Source organism: Natronomonas salinimetallica (assembly GCF_013839515.1).
Taxonomy (GTDB): domain Archaea; phylum Halobacteriota; class Halobacteria; order Halobacteriales; family Haloarculaceae; genus Natronomonas.
In genome coordinates this window covers 1-17934 of the sequence record NZ_JACDNQ010000020.1, presented here as the reverse complement: position 1 = coordinate 17934, position 17934 = coordinate 1, and the positions used below count along the sequence as shown (strand labels likewise).

The following is a 17934-nucleotide window of genomic DNA, read 5'->3' as shown; positions in this document are numbered from 1 at the left end:
CACGTCCGTCTTCAACGCCTATTGGCTTGCGCCGCCAGGCTTGCGGGCCATGGTCACACAGGCTCCACGCAGCACCTCTGCGCTCATCCCTAGATACTATACGCCAGCATATAGAACTTTGGATGGCCGACCGAGGACGTTCTTGGAGTGGATATCACCCTGGGAACTTTCTCCCTCCGTTGAACACACGACCGTATGGAATCGGGAAAGAAATCGTTAGAAGAACTGACGACAGCAGGGGTGTTCCACGTTCCGGAGTACCAGCGGTACTACTCGTGGACCGGGCCGGAGTGGGACGATCTCTGGACTGACCTCTACACGCTACCTCCGGACAAACAGCACTACTTCGGGACGATCATCATCCAGAAGACGGACGAAACGGAAAGCGGCGGGAGTACTGGTGGATACGGCTCTTCCAGAGAGAAACCGATCAACCTCCTCATCGATGGCCAACAGCGCATCACCTCGCTTGCGCTGCTGGTGCGCTCGATGACGGAGTGTCTGGAGGATATCGCTCCGGAAACGGATCACGAGGCCGAGATACTCGGTGACGTCGAAGAGATGCGTGAAACGCTTCTCGTTGAGGACAACATCTACCAGCTCCAATTACTTGACGAGGAGGACAACAAGTACCTCGAATGGTTGCTTACCGGGCACGACGTTCACGAACCGGAGCGCCCGTCACAGCGGAAGATGATCGAGGCGAAGGAATACTTCGACGAGCAACTCGATGATCTTACTGCGTCCCCTGATGTTAATCCCGTAGATGTCGCCACCGAGCTCAAGCAACTGTGGGAGACCATTCTCGAACTCGAACTAATGGTGTACGTCGTTGACGCAGCCAACCCCGAGAAGGCAACACTCATCTTCGACAGCGTCAACGATCGCGGCCGGTCTCTCTCAACGTTCGACAAAACGAAGTCTTTCCTGATGCGGATGGCCTACCTCGCCGCGGACGACGAAGGTGAGGCCCAAGCGACTATTCGCCGCATTCGGCAGTCCTTCGGGGAAATGTATAATGACCACCAGACGATGCTGGAGTCCCCGTACGTCACCGACATCAGCGACGATGCGGTCCAACGCTACCACTTCATCTCGTACTTCGACTGGTCAAACTCCGACGAGTACAGCGATCCGGCCTTCCTCACCGAACTGAAAGAACACGTCCGCACGCTCCGAAGGGAGGACCCCCACGCGTGCTTGGAATACATCCGCGACTACACCAACAGCTTGGAGCGCGGGTTCGACGCGTTAGCAAAAGTTCTTGACTGTACCGGCGACGACGAAGTTTCGACCCTCATTCATCGGATTCATCGCCTGCGTCATGCGACGAAGTTCTACCCGTTGCTCCTCAAAGCGTGGCCGAATCTCGATGAGGACGGGAGACTAGAGCTTCTGAACGCGATTGAGACGTACATCTTCCGCGTCTACTCTATTGGGAACCATCGAAGCCACACTGGCGAGTCCAGCCTCTACGTCCGTACACGGAACCTCAGCAAGGATAGCCCTGCGGATGTCTGGGTGAGCAAAGTCGTCTCCCTGATGAATCGATACGAGGACGACTCTCAGTTCCGGCGGTCATTGTCCGCTTCTGACCTATACTCGAAAGCAAGCTCACAGGATCTCCGGTACCTCTTCTACTTCTACAACGAACATCGGGCTGATGAGAAGGGTGAGCGTGGGGGGCCAACGCTCTCGGAAGCAATGAGCAACGAATACACGGTCGAACACATCTGGCCACAGAGTCCTGACGAACTCCCAATTGAGGATGCCGACGACTATCCGAGTCCTGAAGCTCGGTATGATGCATATGTCCACCGTCTCGGTAACCTCACGTTGGCGAGCAGACCATGGAACTCGAAGTGGGGAAATGCTGCGTTCGAGACAAAGCGCGACGACGGGTACGTAGAGTCGAAGCTCTGGGTTCAGTGGGACATCCAGGACAACTACGACGAGTGGTCCGTCGAAAATATCGAGGACCGCGAAGAGGCGATAATCGAGTTTGTTCTCAAAGAGTGGGCGACCCCTGAGACACGTCTTGGCAGCGTTGAAGAACCTGCAGACGCCGTTGACCGGCTTACGACGGAGGAACAGTTCGTCCTCAAGGCACTCCGCCAGAACACCGGCGGCGCGGTTCGTCGTGTCATCCACGGAGATGTGTGCGAACTCCCGAATTCACCGTTTAAAGAACCAAATTCGAACGGTACAGAGCGAAACGAGGTGGGTTCGATTCTGAGTCGCCTCCAGAACGTTGGTCTCGCCGAGCAGAACAAGCATACCTGGTCACCCACTGACGAGGCGCTTACCGTGGAGGTCCCCACCTAACGCCCGGTTTCTGCGATCCGTCTAAACCTCGCACTCCGCGTTTTCCTTGTGCCCGTGATCGATGTGATGGATTATCACGCGTGTCGAAGATTTATTCTGCCCCAGCCAATCGCCTGTAAATGAACCGACCGCTTAGTCGTCGTTCGCCTGGCTTGCTTGGAGATCTCGGAGGATCTGAGCAGCTTCTGACGCGACATAGTCGTACCCGCCTTCGATAGCCAGCCCCGCTGTTTGTCCCATCGCCTTCTCCATATGCCCTATGTAGGCCTGCCCGGAATCCACAGTGCTAGCAGCACGGAACAACGCACCTCGCGGTCCGCCTAATTCCATTCCTTTCTGTTCTTCTAACTCTACGATGATGTCTTTTGCTTCGTCGAGTTTCTGTACTCGAACGCTTGCGTTTGTTTGTTGCATTGGTTCGACCCGAACAGGTTGAGACTCTACCCAATTTAAAAAACCTTGGCTCACAGGCGTTCCAGAACGAGAACAACTGGTTCCAAACGATCTCGACGACAGTTGAGAAGACACGTGAAATATCGAATTCGTCTGTTAAAGGCCTTGATACGGCAGAACAGTTGACTTAGTATTATAGCCCCCGTATCTGCGTGGGACGCTCTACAGAGCAGAGTGATCAACAATGGAAATTCCGGAATCGCTGTAGAGATCCCACACGAGGATAGTCAAGCAGCGGGGTTCTCTGACTAAGATAAATGTCGGGCAAGTACGAAGAAGCACAGCTGAAGGATTGTCAGCTAATGAATGATTTCTCATCAGGTCAAGAACTAAATGGACAGCTGATAATCGTATTTTCAGCACTTGGGAGTCAGTTGTGCGTGAGAGAACAAACGAAGAGGAAGACGAGGACCAGTCAAAGGAGACTGACCAATATCTTGCTGATGAAACTCCAGAGCAGAAACCTTCCCGTCAACAAGAACGCGATCATTCACCTGATACGTACACGAGCGGGTACGATGCGTTCGGTGACACGCGTGTCGGGATCGGAAGCGCTGGCGGAGATGTAACGAAACTTATCCGGCACAACGAAGGCCGGCATCGTTCCGACGGCAACCACAGTGCTCGGGAAGCAGCTCGTGACAAAGTGCGTGTTACTGAGTCGTTCTGCTCTACTCTTGATCTCCCGTCTCACCAGCAACGTAGGGCAGTCGCTGCGATGGCGACGATGAATTTGGATCGGTTTGGTCGGCAGAAACGGCTCGGAAAAGTCGCGCTGGCAACGATCAAAGTGGTTGTCGAGTGGGATCGTTCCCGGCGATTCCCTGACGATGCCCTGTCGGATCTCGATGAGGATGATCTACCGACACGGATGCTTGACGATCCCGACTACCGGGAAATTCTGGATCAACAGGACGTCTCGAAAGCGGATCTATACAGTGTCTCCCAACTCGTCAAACGTGAACTCAAAAAAGAGGCGTTTTTCAGCCCCGACGGGCGAGCCGAATCAGACGCCGCGACCGACACTAGTATGGAGGTCGACAAAGGGTAATACCCCTCATTTCCTGCCGATATATGTATTTCAGACATTATATACAGAGCTAGTATTCTCACTACTAATTATTCTTTAAGTATTCCCTGCGACAATATGCGTGTTGAGGGTCGTCGGTCGTCGGATCCGCCATAAGGCGGGAAGACGGCCTGGCTGCCAGTTAACGCGTGAATTATCGCAGGATTTAGCCCCCTTCGGAAGAGGTCGGTCTATTCAGATTCCCACTTTGGCTTCGAAGGGGGCTTCGTAACCATCACGCACGGGAATAGCCGATAGGCTTCGGCCTGTCAGGTGAACCCCTTCGAAAGGGTATCTTAGTCCGTGCGCGCAATTCGCGCCCGAAAGCATCGTTTCTCGTCGTTAGCCAGCGACACCCCTTAGAGGCCCTTCGGCTCATCGCCGAGAGGAATCAGTCCTCGTCGAAGTGCTGCTTCGTCGGGCCTCAGTCACCATAGCACATATCGACGCGGCCAGTGGCAACGCTGGTCAGCGTTCAGTGTTCTCTGCTTCGCAGCCACTGGCTTCCAGACGGCGATGTACTACTCCATAACCCATTCGAGAGATGTCCGTACACACCAACCTCGACCAGACGTATCTTCCGCTGATCAAACAACACGCCCGCGACCGGTGGCACGAACGAACCCCCGCAAACAGGCCGATCGAAGAAGCGTGGCGCGTCGCCACACCCGTCGACGCACCCGCAGCCGAGTGCAGCCACGCCCGGCTCTACGAACCCACAGACGCACTCCTGCTCGTCCGCGACGGCTGGCTGCGAACCGTCCTCCACAACGACGGCCGGCTTCAAAAAACCGACCTCGTGATGTGCGACAACTGCGATGACCTCATAGACCCGATCACCGATACACGTTGTCCATCCTGCGGTGACCCACAACCCGCCGTCCAAACCTGTGGGCAGGTCACCGTCATTCACGGTGGTGAGAACCGATGAGCAGCCCGCCATTCATCCACATCGACGAGTTCGACGGCACACACGGATTCGTCAAAACTAGAGCGTTCGTCAACTACACCATCGACCTCCGGAGCCACACACCCCAACAGAAAGTCATGCTCGGCAACACCGATCGAGGTGATGTCGAACGACCCTGCGTGGTGTTCAACGACGATATCACGCTTGACGAAGGGTGTGGCTACGTGTTCGGCGGTTTCGACAACCAGTGGGATGACGGCGAAGAAATCCAACTGAAACTCGCACAAGGGGCGTGGATCCGGAAAATCTACGACCCGGACGATCAGTAGCACTCGCACTCCACAGCTCCTCCCGGAAGGCACCCGATTGGATCCGTTTGTTACTCTTCGGTGTCAAGTTGAGTAATGCAGGCGTCCAAGAATTCGTACTGCTGATGAAGTTGCATGGCAGTTCGCTCGTGCTGCCCAGACGATTCAGATGCCATTGTGTAGACCAATGGGTTGTAGTGTGACACGTCGTTCCTAATATCGTCAACATCGTCCAATTCACAGTCGAGTCCTGGATTCGGTGCTGCCCCGGTGTCTTCCGCAATATCGATCAGTTCTCCGAGAGTAGCTAGCGACAACTGATCTTGGACGAGATGTCGTTTCGCGGTGCTTGAGATGGTCGTCTCAGTCTGTGATTCCCATCCATCCACTTCTCGAATTGCCGCTCTAAGTCCGTATTCCAGTTTGGCAATCTTCGTAAACAAATGCAGGTACAGACGCATCTTGTTGAGATTGAATCGGGTCAGTATCCCTCTGATATTCTCAGGCGTTCCTATGAACTGGAACCGATTCTCATTCAATCTCGAAAGCATCGTCTCCACCGAGGTATCTGGTGCAAGAAGTACGTCCGGCGTAAACTCTGCTGCAACCTCACCAGCCGACCCTTCGGTTCTCGTATGCAACATTGCACGAGAGAGATATCCACAAGATGTACCAGCACTATCCACAACAACTGTGGCGTCATAGTCGTTCTTTATCAACTCAATATACGCTGTTGCCGCAGCCTTCTCATAAGGAACCGTATCCACCGGAGATGTCATCAAATCCGAAGCAGTAATCTCGAAAATCTCTGGGAGTTTTGCTTCATGCTCGATTGCGTCAAATGGTAACGGGGCCGCTTCCCGTACTGACGAGTTCGAAAATCCAACGATAATATGTGAAACCGCAGCTTCAGGGAACTCAGTATCTGGATCCAGTGTTTCAACGCCAGTGACGTTATGTGTGCCTAACTGCCGGTTCAAGAACTCTCCATTTTCGGCCACAATATCTGTCTCAGGCATCAAGAACACAAGCTCACCATCCGTACCGAGTAAGCCAAGTGCCTGTTCAAGAAACATCAAATCAGATGGAACCGTAGTCTGGCCTTCAGTGATTGTCGTGAATCGCTGGGCATAGTCAGCCCGCTTTTCTGCCGATAATGCCTCCCAAGGAACGGTTGGGGGATTGCTGAGAATAAAATCAAACTCTGCTACCGGTAGCTCTGAGAGATTACTCAGAAAATCTTGCTGATAGAATTCGACAGACTCCTCACTGAACCTTTCTTTCGCTTCTTCCAGCAGTTCCTTGTTTTGCTCAAAAGCATACCCCTTCGGCATCTCATACGTGGATTTTTGAGTACAATACCGCTGGACTGCGTCGATGGTCTCTCCTTTCCCACATCCTGGATACAGGATCGATTTGAACCCATAGGGATTCGAATCCTGAAACAACAGCTCCACCATTTGATCCAGAACCGGTTCAGGTACCTCAGGATATGGAGCGTCCGTAGACATACAAAATCACGCGACTTCAAGCCATATGAAACCTCCCCGCATCAAGCGATATCGTCGCGTCCGTTCAGGCAATCTGCTCGTTCAGTTCCTGCAGTTGGTGCTTGAGTACATCCACCTTGTCCTGGTTTGCGCCGTAGAGCCCGTAGAACCAGACACGGTAGATGAAGAGTGTTAGTCCCTCAATCTCGACCGTGACTCGCTTGAGATCAGGTGGGCGGGAAGTGACCCCGGTATCGAAGTAGTCAACCAGCCCGTCGAACGGCTTGTTCCCAAAGCACACGACGTGGTACTCGGACTCTCCAAGCAAGCGCAACTGTTTCAACAGTACCGCGGCATCGTCGTCGCTTACCTTGACGTTCTGGCTGTCCGGATCTACTTCGTCCACAAGGTCGGTCATATACGCCCCTTGGAGCCGATTCAGTCCACTGTCTTGGATAAACTCCTTCAGCCGGTAATCGTAGTGCTTCCGTGTTGGCGCGTGGAAGTTCGCGTAGGGAGTTGGGAGGTCACCAGATCGGTTCAACCCCATGAGGACGATGTCGGGAGTCAGCACCTCAGCCTGATTATGGACGAATTCGACCAAGCGCTCGGGGCGCTTCTCAACGCAGTCACCGTCAGGGAATTCGTCGTCCCACACAGCCCAACTCGCCCACGGGTACCGTGTAGCGATCTCCGTGAGCATTTCGCGGTCCATATTTTGAATCCTCGGCAGCCTGCCCTATGAATTGTGCCAGCAGTTTTGCGACGTAACCGACTAAACAGATTTGAGCAGTGTCGAACGCGATATCGTAGCCACCTTCGGCCTCCTCACGCTGAGACGGTGCGATTGCGACCCCAGCAGTGAACGGGCTTTGCGACAACTGCTGTTGAGTGGCGTTCACCACCAGTGAGGATTCCGAGGGACAATCAGTCATAGAACAGATACCGATTGGAATACCCAGACATGAGTATTCTTTTTTACTTTCACTTTATGAATCAGCGATACAAGACGGCCACCAGAGCATCCTTTATGAACATTCCACAGACAACGAAAGAGGATATCGCTGATGGAGAACCGATCTCCATCGCGGCTCAGGTACTACAGCATCGTACTTTCGACGATGGGAACACACAGGTCCAATTACAAGACATAGAAGGTCAAGAGTTCCTCCTGAAGATATGGGATGGCGATCTTTCAGCCTTTGAATTTAGAGAGAACGAGTGGATTCTACTTGAGGATGCGCTTGGAGACATCTACAATGGGAACGTCAATGTGGGATCAAACTATGGTGACATTCAAGTAACGTATCTAGAATCACCCCCATCCTCTGTCGATCAAGACGAGTCAGACAACACAGCAATCGACAGCACTGAGCAAACAGGAGGTGTTGTTGCACTCGACATTGAAACGATCTCCACCGTCCCAGAAGCAGAATTCGAATTTGACAATTCAGACCACCTTGAATTACTCTGTATCGGTGTTGGTTATGCGCCATACCAGGGAGCCCCAGGGACGTCCCGAACCCTCTTTCGATCTGGAACTACAGACGTATCAGAGGCCGCGTTACTACAGCAATTCTGCGAGTACGTCGAGTCACATGCGCCGTCTCATTTAGTTACTTTCAAAGGAGATTTTGACCACCAGCACTTAGTCGGGCGAGCGGAAAGACTCTCAGAAATCGAACCAGACCTCGGTACTCGGGTGAGGAGTCTCTTCACAGAGCATGAGTGGACCAATTTGGATCCCTGGGGAAGTCTCGAAGATAACGCCGATGTCAACGAAACTCACTGGGACATCTACAAACACTCCCTTAACCCCGCAGAATGGCGGAAAGACCATCCTCGGTTCGATGGTGATCCGGACGACCCAGTCGTCTACAATGTAGATATTCCATATTTTGGACAGCGATATTTAGAACTCACAGAGCAGTCGGAATCAGCACCTGAATATCGAGCACTACACGAATTACTCCGACACTACACCGTTGCTGACATTGATCCACTATTTGAATTGCTACAATAGCGCTGGCCTAGCTTCCCCTCGTTCGAAAACGTCTCACTGATCCGGTCACGGACCGCTTGCGGACCAACAAATTCGGTGAGTGACATACCGTATCTCGATGCTCCGCGCTCAAAGTTTCAGCGACGATGGACGGTCAGAATTAGTCAGGATCGAACGCAGCCAGCAAATCATCGAGGATCATCGTCCCGGTCGCAGTATCGAGCGGGTCGTTGTTGTTCCCACAGTCTTCGCTCATTACACAGAGCGGACACCCTCGGCGACGGCCGCACTCACAGTCCGCAATGTGGTCATGTGTCCTAGCAGCCAGTGTCTCGATGTGCTCGTATATCGCCTTTGAGAAGCCGATCCCACCGTCGATTCCATCATGAACGAACCATGTCGGCCCAGGGATCGTCTCGTGTGGATGTGACGGCGTTGAGAGCCCCCCAATATCGTGATTATCGATCATCAGCTCCAGCGGCGCAAGCTGGATAATCCCGTGTTCAGCGGCGTGGAGCCCACCGGCGTACGTGTACCGGGCCTGTTCCATTGGCACTCGTGGATCATCTCCTGCTCGGTCTGTTGGCTCTAAGAGCGGCGCATCAAGAGCATTAATCGTCGTCTGTAGATGGTCCTCGGGCAGTGAGACCCACAGGAGTTCGGTCTGTAAATCAAGCGGCGGTGTCTCGGTCGGAAGCGGTCCGTCAATGAGTTCACCCGTCCGGTAGTCACGGACCATGTAGCTTCCATAGGTAATCCGCACCGTCCCTGTCCCGAAGTAGATATCATAGCCATCTGCCAGTGAAGTGTGGTCTGCGACGTCGAGATTCTGAACCTGCTTTGTCGACAGCGTCTGCGTGTAGTGCGTGGTAGCTACCTCTTCGACGTGAATTCGCGGGTGGGGCTGGCTATGGTCAACTTCGGCCACTTCGTACTGTTGGCCCGCATGGAGGAACAACGCTCCCTCGTGGTAGTCACGGTAGGCTCGTTCCGTAGCGACCGGGTCGTGTTCAATTTCCCCGTTGGTACAGACCACCTCGTAATCAATACCCGTCGTTCCGTACAACGAGATCCGGCTCTGGGGACGTCGGTCCCCGGCATAGGTGACACCGCCAGCGTCAAGATCTCCTGCCTGTTCAAGCAACCCGGCGTCTTGCCACATGGCAGTCATTTCCCGGAACCGATCTTCGCCACCGAGATACGGCGCATCCTCAGCCGTCAGTGGGCGCTCTGCGGCCGCCGCGAGCAGGTGGTCCGCGAAGACGCGGTCGTTGTCGATAGAGACCACCGCGTCCTCAACGGTGTCGTCATCGAATAGATACCCCGGGTTATCGAGAATATAGGCATCCATCGCGTCTTTTCCTCCGACAAGGACTGAGAGCGCGTCGCTCGTCCCGCGGCCCGCCCGCCCGATCTGTTGCCAGAAAGATTGTTTAGTCCCCGGATACGAGTCCGTCACCGTTGCGTCTACTGACCCGATATCAATCCCCAACTCCAGCGCGTTCGTCGAGATGACCGCATCGAGGTCAGCACTTTTCAACTGGTTTTCCACGGCTCGGCGCTTCCGCTTGCCAAGGCCCGCGTGATATGGCTCGACGTCAATGTACTCATTACGCGGATGATCGCGGACCGCCTCTATCGTCTGTTTTGCGCCAATCTCCGTTCCCTGACGGGCCGTCGTGAACTGCAGCGTCTGGATCCCGTTGACCGCCAAGTGCGCCGTCACGGAGGACGCCTCACGCGCACTGGATCGACGAGCCTGTTCAAATCCCTCCATAAGGTCGCCGCTGCCATCATCATACCCTTCGAGGGCCTCCTCATCGAGCGGCGGCTCCCACAACACAATATCACGATTCCCACGAGGCGAACCGTCCTCACTAACGACGCTGAACTCAGCCCCGGTCAATGTGGAGGCGTGAGCAGCCGGATTACCGATCGTCGCAGTCGTGATCACGAACTGCGGGTCCGCACCGTAATGGGCGAGCACGCGTCGGAGCCGCCGCAAGATCCACGCAACGTGGGTCCCCATGACCCCGCCGTATTCGTGTCCCTCATCAATCACCACGAGTTCAAGATTACTGTAGAACCGATGCCACCCGCGATCTTTGTTGTGACGTGGTAGATAGACGTTCAGCCCGGCCGGGTTCGTGAGGATGACGTTCGCGCTCTCACGAACAGTCCGCTTACGCTCATCTTTGGTGTCACCATCATACGTCCCGATGTGGGTATCGAGGTCTAACTCACCGCGCAAGCGATTGTTCAGTGCTTGCTCTTGGTCGTTCGTGAGCGCTTTCGTCGGGAACAGACAGAGTGCGGTCGCATCGTCGTTGTCGATGTGGTTCCGTGCGATTTGAAGTTGATAGATTAGCGTCTTCCCGGATGAGGTTGACGTCGTGATGACCACGTTCTCATCGCCTCCGAGCAGATCCAGTGCCTCGGCCTGATGCGAGTACAGATCATGGCCGAGCCGTGACGCGAGCGGACCCCGAAGAACGCTCTCGGGAGCGACGGTCTCAGCTGACTGAGCGTCAAGTCGCTCACTGTACCGGATCTGTTCACGCCAGTCCGGAAACGATTCCTTGAGTTGTGATTCGGAAAGGATGTCACGGTGGCGAGCAGTCCCTCCGTCAGGCATCAGCATCGGCGTGTCGGTTGAAGTCACGTGTTCTGGTCGAGGTGAATGGTTGTCAGTCATAATCAGGAAAAATCGGCAAGCGAGCCTTGTGAGCTGTTTTCCCCGGTCGGCGTCTTCGTTTCCGAGTCCTGTCGCGCAGCTGCTTCGAGATGCTCATAGATCGTAGCGAGCGCTCGCACATCGTCTTCACAGTACCGTTCCAACCGGTCCCAGTCCGGTTCAGCAACGGAGCCGGCGTCCGTCTCCCCAGCAACCTGACTTCGATACGCAGTGTACAGCTTGGCAACGGTGGCCCCGTCGATCCCGTTCGTCGACGGCTCCCAGCCGAGTGCATAGGCGACATGTTCGAGCTTGTTCGTCCGGCCAGGAAGTGCTGCGTTGCCGCCGTTCTTTTTTGTAGCCCACCATAACGCGTCGAACTGATAGCGATCGGTCCAAGCCTCTACGATATCGGGGTGGTGCTGCTGGAGTTGTTCGGTGATCACCGGAAAGTCGAATCGGTACCCGTTCCAAGCGACGACCGGCCGGCCCGCTGCGGCACCGGTGAGCCAGGTCATAAACGCCTTCAAGTGTGACCCGTCACCGACCGCCTGTTCGCGGAAGCTCATGTAGTGACCGTCCTCAGGACCGCCGTCCAGAACTCCAATCAGCCACGCCGTCGATGGATTCAGCCCGTCTGTCTCAATGTCGATGAACACCGGCTCCTGGTTGGGTAGCGAGTCATCACCTGTCGGGAGGACGGTGTTCGTGGACTGTGCCTCGGCGGCTGTCTGGACCGTGTTCGCAGAGGTTCGCCCAAGCCCCGACAATTCGGTGAGTTGCCGGAGCGGAGTGTCAGCGAGCGCATCGACAGTAGTAATTCCAGCGTTACGCAGCGTCTCAAAACGTGTTGGTCCGATCTCCGGCACGCCACGCAAGCCGAATTTCTGTGGATCAACCTCGGAGACGTCGGTGGCTCCATTCGAGTAGAGCGCAACGAGCGTTGCCTGTGTCGTATCGGCCGTCGTACCGACACCGAGATCGGCGTTCGATGTTCCGACACCGACGAACTGCGTGTCACCATCGTCTCCATGACTCTGTGTCGTCGTGAAACCAGCCCGTAGCGCCGTCGAAAGATGAACTGTACGCGCCGTCCACCACTGATCGGGAACGCGACCGCGATAGCTACTGACTCCGTCAAGCGTTGCTGACCGGGCATACGGATCGACGGATAGCGAGACGGTCTGGTCCATTAGACAGATCTGTGAAGTCGTCGCTAAATCAACCGGATCCTCTCCCACTGAGGACATCTCAACCCTGGTCGCAATCTGCTCCGGGTTGAGCGGGTCTTCACCCATTGGCAGCGCCACGACGACACATCGGTTGTCGTCTGTAACCGCGACATCTGGCCGCATTCCGGTGCCAACTTCGAGAATATCGAGATCGAATTCCCGATTGAGTGCCGGACCAACGATGTTCGCCTGAGGATCCGTCGCAACGAGCACATCAGGGCCCAAGCTATCAACCATCGCGGAGATGGTTCCGCGGTGAGAACTGCTTACCGCGCCACCTGAAACCGCAAGGATTCGAGTCGGTGACTCGTTTGGAGGTGGCAACGCCGGGAGCTGTGGACCCGTTCCACCACCGTCAGTACTGAAGCGGGGTGGAGAGGTGGAGTCGGAGTGCCGAGTGGAATCCGGCTCGTTGGTCATCTCAACTGATACGTGGGCCCGGGAGCATATGAAGCTTCGAAGAGCGTCGTGAAAGTGGTTAGAAGAGGTCGTCATCGACAGAAGCGAGATATATAATAAGATTTGATACCGACAATAACGCACTCAACCAAGCGAAGGGCTACTCTCAGCGGTGGATGACTGAAACATACTACTCGACTACAAAGCGCTCGCTCGGCGATGCCGTACGAGCGCTCGGCTGGTATCGCCAGTTCCGCAAAATTGTTTTGATGTTCGCCATCTCAAACATAGAACCACTTTGTGAGCCTCTCTAACCGTGTTTCAGCATCTATTCAACACAGCAGAACGAATAGGATTTCAACAAAGCCGTCCATCCTCGCATTGGATGCGATTTGTTCGTGTCGACAATCGTTCACTCGGACTCTCTATCGGAGTCCGTTCTCAGCGCGCTCTGCGTCGCGTTGGTGATCACTCCTTCTTTTGTTGTGATGATTGAATCTCATTTCTTGTCTTCCCCAGTTTCCATCGGAGACGATTGAGCCCGTCTTCAACCGTGATCGCTTCAGCATATTCAATCTCGTCAGATCGATACACTGGCGTTATGTTGGCGGTCTCTGTTGCAGCAGGGTTGTCCGAACTGCTGTGGATGTCATACAGGATGCCAACCTGATCGCCATCTTTGACATCGATCACCGCTTCGGTGACCGTGACGTGCTGCATCGGATCAAGCCTTGGAGTGTCTTGATCGTCAGTATGGACTACGATCTGCATCGAGTGCATCTCCTCTTTCGGCAGTGGGTGTCTCAGTGTGATCGCAGCGATACCATCGAATGACTTCTCGATCTCGCCGATAACCGCGTCAATCGGCTCTGATAACGCCCGTTTTTGTGCTGTCTGGTCGTCTTCGTTGCTGTCGAGGTTGTTCTGTTGCATTTTTGGTATGAGTGGGAGGTAGGTTGGCCGGTATTACTCTGCGGTGTTTACGTTCTCAATGAGATCAGCAAACTCCTCCAGGACTGTCTCTGAGCTGGCAGCGCGTTTCTCACACCAGTCGAGGGCTTCTTCTTTCGTGAGCAACTCTAACGTTTCACCGTACGTTGTCCCATTCGAGGTCTGTTCGGCGTACTCCGTAGCCGCACCGCCTTGACAATGCAGGAAGTACTCACCGTTCGAGTCTTTGTACAGCGTTTCTGCGAGGGCGTGGAAGTCACCCTTGTCTACTATGGCTCCATGCTTGGCAATTCGTTCCGCACTATTCGTGTCGTAGACCTTTCGGTCGATTATTCGTTGCATCGCATATAGTGATAGTTGATAATGTTTAAAAAGGGTTAACCCAAGCGCGATGGGTGCTAACCAGCACAAGAAAGTATATGATTCTGTGCCGAATAACACGAGTATGAGTCCGAAACCCGAGGATTCCGTTCGACATGGACGTGAGGCTGTTGAAGCGCTTCGACAGACGAACAAGGAGAACTGGGCAGATCTCGCTACCAAAACAGCGCTCACACAACGACAAATCGCAATGTGGGAACTCTCCGTCCGTTACGACCTGAAACAAATGTACATCGCCAGCGAATACGATATCAAAGAAAGCACCGTATCAAGACACGTCGAGCGAGTCCGCGAGAAGGCAGACCAAGCCGACGAAAAAATCGAAGAGCTCAAAGACGAATTACAGCAATGGGAAGAAACAAAGACATATCTCGAAATCTAGTTCCCGGTAGTGTCTCTCCAACCGTAGAGTATCGAGCGTTTGTTCCATTCTCTACGAGACGTCTCCACCTGGAAAGACAATCTCCATCGGAATGTCTAGCATTGGATCTTCAGGAGGTCTGTCCCCGGTCTCGGGAAGCGCAGGATAGTCCGCCCGGCTGTCTCTCTCAGTCAGACCGATTTTCGCAGCAGTGCCAGCCAAGACGGCCGCGTCAACGACATCGTCAATCCGACCCTTCGAGATGTGATGGTGCCACGCCGCATCATCCCGGCGCTCATCAACAAACTCCCTGACCTCTGCGTGGAGATCCTCGTCGAGAGCTTTGAGCAGTGCCACTCGATCATCCACACCGGCCTCACTGTTCTTCGACTGGAGTGACTCGCCGGCCAGCGCCGCGAAGCAAACCTCGGGGTGACTTTCGTAGATGCGGTTGATTGCGCCATTAACCTCCTGGAGGAAGACGTCAACCTCACGGATGCGGGGGAACAGCCACCAGCTCTGGCTACCGAGCGAATCGTCGTTGGCTTCCCTGGCGTCACAGTAATCATCGATTTCGACGACATCGCGGCCCGGGACTGAGAAGATGGTGCTTGATCGATCCTTGAGCATCGACTTCGCAGCACGGTCACAGGCACGGGTGCCTGATTCCGGGAGACCAATCGGGATGTCCACCAGTATCGCCTCGGCTGACGTTTTGTAGTCGTGCCAGACGTTCAGGATCGAGGGGTGGGTCGTGATACTGATATCGTCACCGAGTGTAACGGTGACCCACAACCCGCTTGCCCAGTCGACGCCAACATATGTCATATCTATATTCGTCGGTGACAGCACTTCATGGTACGCGTCCAACGCTATTTGAGGGATAATTAAGCGATTCCAGATGCTAAATTGTAACCAATCAACAACTATTATGCGAACAGATGTCTTGTTGACGGATAATGGAATTGCCGGAGACGTCTCAGATCACCTACCGGGACGTCCTCAAAATTCTCGTCCTCCTGGTAATCCCCGCCGTACTAACAGCCATCTATTACGGAACCCCCCTCTCATTCCAACAGACCTTGGTCCTCGACCACACTAACCCGCGCCTCCACAACTTCTGGACGAACGCACTTGTCCACGACCATCGACCAAGTGACGGCCACCTAATCGGCAACCTCGTGGGCTACTTACTCTTGATCTTCCCTTGCTGGATCCTTCAGATCTACTGTGAGCAGGAACGCCACTTCTGGCTCGGATTGGGCATCATCCTGGCGATCAGTCCATTCATTATCAGCGCCAGTAGCTACCTTGCGTTCTATGAAATCTTGGGCTTTGAAATCCAGAACGACCGGGGATTTTCCGGGGTTGTTAGCGCTCTGGCTGGGTTCCTGCTTATGTCCATCCTTCACACGTTCACTCAGAAACAGCGGGAACCGGTTGCCGTGCTGTCGATGGGACTTTATTTCGGGTATCTGATGCTGGGGTTCGGTATCCTCACCGAGCGGATCGTGGTCGTCAGTATGGGCGTATTCGTCCTCGTCGTGATGTTTGCCGGTACGCGAACCTCATTCGTGGCATCAGCCGCGGAGCTATCCGAATGGGGTAATGAAAACGGCCAACTGAGTTTAGTGCTCGTGATTGCGATCCTCGTGAGTATCCTCGGATTTACTGCTTCGCTCCCGTCAGATATCACGTCCGGCGGCGGATTGACGAATATTGTGGCGCATGGCACTGGATTCCTGTTCGGTATGGCGGTCGTGGGAAGCCTCCGATACCACCACAAACGATCCTCTGAAGAAGGATCGACCGTTGCCTGAGACCACGCAGCACCATTACTCCTCGATTAGCGGGTCGATTGTCTGTTCGATAAGTGCGTCCGTCAATTCCTGGTCGTGACGGATGCACACCAGAGCGATATCGTGCTCGTCGCACAGCTCCTTCTTTTTCTGGTCGCGCTCCTGCCGCTGTTTGAGACCTTCCTCGCCACCCCAATGATCCACTGCCTCGTAGTGCTGGATTCCCTGATATTCAATCCCGACTTCGGCTTCTTCCAGAAAGATATCCAACTCCAGTCCGTCGAGAAAGTCCGGCCGGTAGTGACGCTTGATGGTGTGATCAGGATAGTTCGATTCCACGAACTGGTAGAGGATGGTTTCGCTAGTCCACCGATTACCCTTCTTATAGTGGCCGAACGCCTGCCGAACCTCGTTCTCGACAGTGTCCATGATCTCCTTGTGATCCGCCTGTAACTGATCCTGCAGCTCCGCGAATTCCTCAGCTTCGTCACTGGGTAGTGGATCCATCTCTTCGTATGGCTCCCGAACCTCGCGGATCCGGCGGTACCGCTCCTCCCGGTCGATATCATCCGGCAGTTCGTCGCGGACCTCGTCAATCGCTTCCTCTTTCTGATCCCGGATTTCCCGTTCGCGTTCCCATTTTTTGTCCTGGAGGCGTTCGAATCGGTCAATGCGGTCCCGGAAGCCATCGTCCACGATGTCGGTGATATCTTCGAAAAGGACGTCGTGGAGATAGTCATTCCCGCCGCAGACTCCGTATTCATACTGTTGCTGGTTAACGTACCAGCCGTATTTTTGCATGAAGACAGTGCCGTACATCTCGTGACAGTACCGGTATTCGGGGACGACACCGTTACAGCGGTGGCAGAGCTGATCGGCAAAATTCAGTTCATTGACGATGGCGTCCGGTGAATCAACATCCGTATCCGTGACTTGGTCAAGTGTATCCTCGGGAAATTTCCGACTGAGAATGTTCTCAACTGATGGTGTACGGCCAGAGACAGCAGGGTTCTCCATTTCACACCGGATGTAGTTCCGGATCGCGTCCTTCGCACAGCTGCAAAAATGGAGATCGCCATCCGACTCCGGTTTGAACCCGATGAACACACCGTAATGAGCCGGGTACTGAACAATCGGGTAAGGCAGTTTGTCCTGCCGGTTTTCACGGCCAGGATCCACGACGATGGGGCTCTCTGCCATAGTGTATCGATATGTACTAACAGAACGCCATTTCAAAAAGCCATATACCCGAAGCGCCACCTCGAACTATTTATGCCTTGTTGAACGCAAGACAGCGTCGGGGTAGGGTCGATAACTAACGGCTTCATGGCGTCAAAGAGCGGTTCTTGCGCTCAGAAGATGCAGTGGCTGCCACTAGCGGCGGTCATCAAAGGGTCAAAACTATGGTATCTTACTCCCTTGGTCAGGTGACGACGGCGATGCCTCTCCTGGATACGTCCAGAGAAGGGGGAGCAGGCGGCGAGCCTTAATGGTCAAGATAATTTTTGCAAATAGGGACCCAGGAATTTGTCGATCCAAGATTTAGCAAATCCAAGTCTCTTCGTGAACTTCTCGAAGAG

Annotated in this window: 16 protein-coding genes and 1 pseudogene; 8 read left to right on the top strand and 9 right to left on the bottom strand. The window is 54.3% G+C overall.

Going from position 1 to position 17934, the window contains the following annotated elements; genetic code table 11:
- Positions 1–195: 195 nt before the first annotated feature.
- The gene (locus HZR14_RS13405) at positions 196–2325 is read left to right on the top strand and encodes a DUF262 domain-containing protein (RefSeq protein ID WP_220132576.1); all 2130 of its coding nucleotides are present in this window, start codon (positions 196–198) and stop codon (positions 2323–2325) included.
- Positions 2326–2457: 132 nt separating this feature from the next.
- Here the strand turns inward: HZR14_RS13405 and HZR14_RS13400 are convergent, their stop codons facing one another.
- The gene (locus HZR14_RS13400) at positions 2458–2739 is read right to left on the bottom strand and encodes a hypothetical protein (protein WP_181693382.1); all 282 of its coding nucleotides are present in this window, start codon (positions 2737–2739) and stop codon (positions 2458–2460) included.
- A gap of 415 nt (positions 2740–3154) precedes the next feature.
- Between HZR14_RS13400 and HZR14_RS13395 the strand changes: the two genes are divergently transcribed.
- From HZR14_RS13395 to HZR14_RS13385, 3 genes are all read left to right on the top strand, one after another.
- Positions 3155–3829, top strand: a complete 675-nt coding sequence (locus tag HZR14_RS13395) for a DNA-directed RNA polymerase subunit epsilon (protein WP_255479279.1) — start codon at positions 3155–3157, stop codon at positions 3827–3829.
- A 562-nt stretch (positions 3830–4391) separates the two neighbouring features.
- Positions 4392–4778: a DUF8122 domain-containing protein gene (locus HZR14_RS13390; protein ID WP_181693381.1), complete on the top strand. Its 387-nt coding sequence runs from the start codon at positions 4392–4394 to the stop codon at positions 4776–4778.
- Positions 4775–5086, top strand: coding sequence for a hypothetical protein (locus HZR14_RS13385; protein ID WP_181693380.1), 312 nt, complete (start codon positions 4775–4777; stop codon positions 5084–5086). Before HZR14_RS13390 ends, HZR14_RS13385 begins: the two co-directional genes overlap by 4 nt.
- A 50-nt stretch (positions 5087–5136) precedes the next feature.
- On the opposite strand, the gene HZR14_RS13380 is transcribed toward HZR14_RS13385, so the two are convergent.
- Positions 5137–6576, bottom strand: coding sequence for a hypothetical protein (locus HZR14_RS13380; RefSeq protein ID WP_181693379.1), 1440 nt, complete (start codon positions 6574–6576; stop codon positions 5137–5139).
- Between the two features lie 64 nt (positions 6577–6640).
- Positions 6641–7270: a hypothetical protein gene (locus HZR14_RS13375; RefSeq protein WP_181693378.1), complete on the bottom strand. Its 630-nt coding sequence runs from the start codon at positions 7268–7270 to the stop codon at positions 6641–6643.
- Between the two features lie 315 nt (positions 7271–7585).
- Here HZR14_RS13375 and HZR14_RS13370 point away from each other — a divergent pair, with 315 nt between their 5' ends.
- Positions 7586–8578: a hypothetical protein gene (locus tag HZR14_RS13370; protein ID WP_181693377.1), complete on the top strand. Its 993-nt coding sequence runs from the start codon at positions 7586–7588 to the stop codon at positions 8576–8578.
- A 139-nt stretch (positions 8579–8717) separates the two neighbouring features.
- On the opposite strand, the gene HZR14_RS13365 is transcribed toward HZR14_RS13370, so the two are convergent.
- Both HZR14_RS13365 and HZR14_RS13360 read right to left on the bottom strand, forming a co-directional pair.
- A complete protein-coding gene (locus tag HZR14_RS13365; RefSeq protein ID WP_255479278.1) occupies positions 8718–11252 on the bottom strand; it encodes a DEAD/DEAH box helicase in 2535 nt (844 codons plus the stop codon).
- A gap of 2 nt (positions 11253–11254) precedes the next feature.
- The gene (locus HZR14_RS13360) at positions 11255–12700 is read right to left on the bottom strand and encodes a ribonuclease H-like domain-containing protein (protein WP_181693376.1); all 1446 of its coding nucleotides are present in this window, start codon (positions 12698–12700) and stop codon (positions 11255–11257) included.
- A gap of 296 nt (positions 12701–12996) precedes the next feature.
- Here HZR14_RS13360 and HZR14_RS13355 point away from each other — a divergent pair.
- A pseudogene (locus tag HZR14_RS13355) lies at positions 12997–13176 on the top strand (IS5/IS1182 family transposase); the annotation flags it as partial.
- A gap of 154 nt (positions 13177–13330) precedes the next feature.
- Here the strand turns inward: HZR14_RS13355 and HZR14_RS13350 are convergent.
- Positions 13331–13795, bottom strand: coding sequence for a hypothetical protein (locus HZR14_RS13350; RefSeq protein WP_181693375.1), 465 nt, complete (start codon positions 13793–13795; stop codon positions 13331–13333).
- A 33-nt stretch (positions 13796–13828) separates the two neighbouring features.
- Complete coding sequence (locus HZR14_RS13345; protein WP_181693374.1) at positions 13829–14155, bottom strand: hypothetical protein; 327 nt, start codon at positions 14153–14155, stop codon at positions 13829–13831.
- A 103-nt stretch (positions 14156–14258) separates the two neighbouring features.
- Here HZR14_RS13345 and HZR14_RS13340 point away from each other — a divergent pair, with 103 nt between their 5' ends.
- Positions 14259–14576 (top strand): hypothetical protein, encoded by a 318-nt coding sequence (locus tag HZR14_RS13340; RefSeq protein WP_181693373.1) that lies wholly within the window; start codon positions 14259–14261, stop codon positions 14574–14576.
- Between the two features lie 51 nt (positions 14577–14627).
- Here HZR14_RS13340 and HZR14_RS13335 read toward each other — a convergent pair whose 3' ends face one another.
- Positions 14628–15383, bottom strand: a complete 756-nt coding sequence (locus HZR14_RS13335; protein ID WP_181693372.1) for a DUF429 domain-containing protein — start codon at positions 15381–15383, stop codon at positions 14628–14630.
- Positions 15384–15514: 131 nt separating this feature from the next.
- On the opposite strand from HZR14_RS13335, the gene HZR14_RS13330 reads away from it, so the two are divergent.
- The gene (locus tag HZR14_RS13330; protein WP_181693371.1) at positions 15515–16375 is read left to right on the top strand and encodes a hypothetical protein; all 861 of its coding nucleotides are present in this window, start codon (positions 15515–15517) and stop codon (positions 16373–16375) included.
- Positions 16376–16390: 15 nt separating this feature from the next.
- Here the strand turns inward: HZR14_RS13330 and HZR14_RS13325 are convergent, their stop codons facing one another.
- Entirely contained in the window at positions 16391–17554 is a 1164-nt protein-coding gene (locus HZR14_RS13325) for a hypothetical protein (RefSeq protein WP_181693370.1), read from the bottom strand.
- Between the last annotated feature and the right edge of the window lie 380 nt (positions 17555–17934).

Bases quoted from the DNA above. Each gene is read 5' to 3' on its own strand.
- HZR14_RS13350 (WP_181693375.1), bottom strand. From the start codon at position 13,795: ATGCAACAGAACAACCTCGACAGCAACGAAGACGACCAGACAGCACAA.
- HZR14_RS13370 (WP_181693377.1), top strand. From the start codon at position 7,586: ATGAACATTCCACAGACAACGAAAGAGGATATCGCTGATGGAGAACCG.
- HZR14_RS13360 (WP_181693376.1), bottom strand. From the start codon at position 12,700: ATGGTTGATAGCTTGGGCCCTGATGTGCTCGTTGCGACGGATCCTCAG.
- HZR14_RS13325 (WP_181693370.1), bottom strand. From the start codon at position 17,554: ATGGCAGAGAGCCCCATCGTCGTGGATCCTGGCCGTGAAAACCGGCAG.
- HZR14_RS13345 (WP_181693374.1), bottom strand. From the start codon at position 14,155: ATGCAACGAATAATCGACCGAAAGGTCTACGACACGAATAGTGCGGAA.
- HZR14_RS13380 (WP_181693379.1), bottom strand. From the start codon at position 6,576: ATGTCTACGGACGCTCCATATCCTGAGGTACCTGAACCGGTTCTGGAT.
- HZR14_RS13405 (WP_220132576.1), top strand. From the start codon at position 196: ATGGAATCGGGAAAGAAATCGTTAGAAGAACTGACGACAGCAGGGGTG.
- HZR14_RS13385 (WP_181693380.1), top strand. From the start codon at position 4,775: ATGAGCAGCCCGCCATTCATCCACATCGACGAGTTCGACGGCACACAC.
- HZR14_RS13400 (WP_181693382.1), bottom strand. From the start codon at position 2,739: ATGCAACAAACAAACGCAAGCGTTCGAGTACAGAAACTCGACGAAGCA.
- HZR14_RS13390 (WP_181693381.1), top strand. From the start codon at position 4,392: ATGTCCGTACACACCAACCTCGACCAGACGTATCTTCCGCTGATCAAA.
- HZR14_RS13330 (WP_181693371.1), top strand. From the start codon at position 15,515: ATGGAATTGCCGGAGACGTCTCAGATCACCTACCGGGACGTCCTCAAA.
- HZR14_RS13375 (WP_181693378.1), bottom strand. From the start codon at position 7,270: ATGGACCGCGAAATGCTCACGGAGATCGCTACACGGTACCCGTGGGCG.
- HZR14_RS13365 (WP_255479278.1), bottom strand. From the start codon at position 11,252: ATGACTGACAACCATTCACCTCGACCAGAACACGTGACTTCAACCGAC.
- HZR14_RS13340 (WP_181693373.1), top strand. From the start codon at position 14,259: ATGAGTCCGAAACCCGAGGATTCCGTTCGACATGGACGTGAGGCTGTT.
- HZR14_RS13335 (WP_181693372.1), bottom strand. From the start codon at position 15,383: ATGACATATGTTGGCGTCGACTGGGCAAGCGGGTTGTGGGTCACCGTT.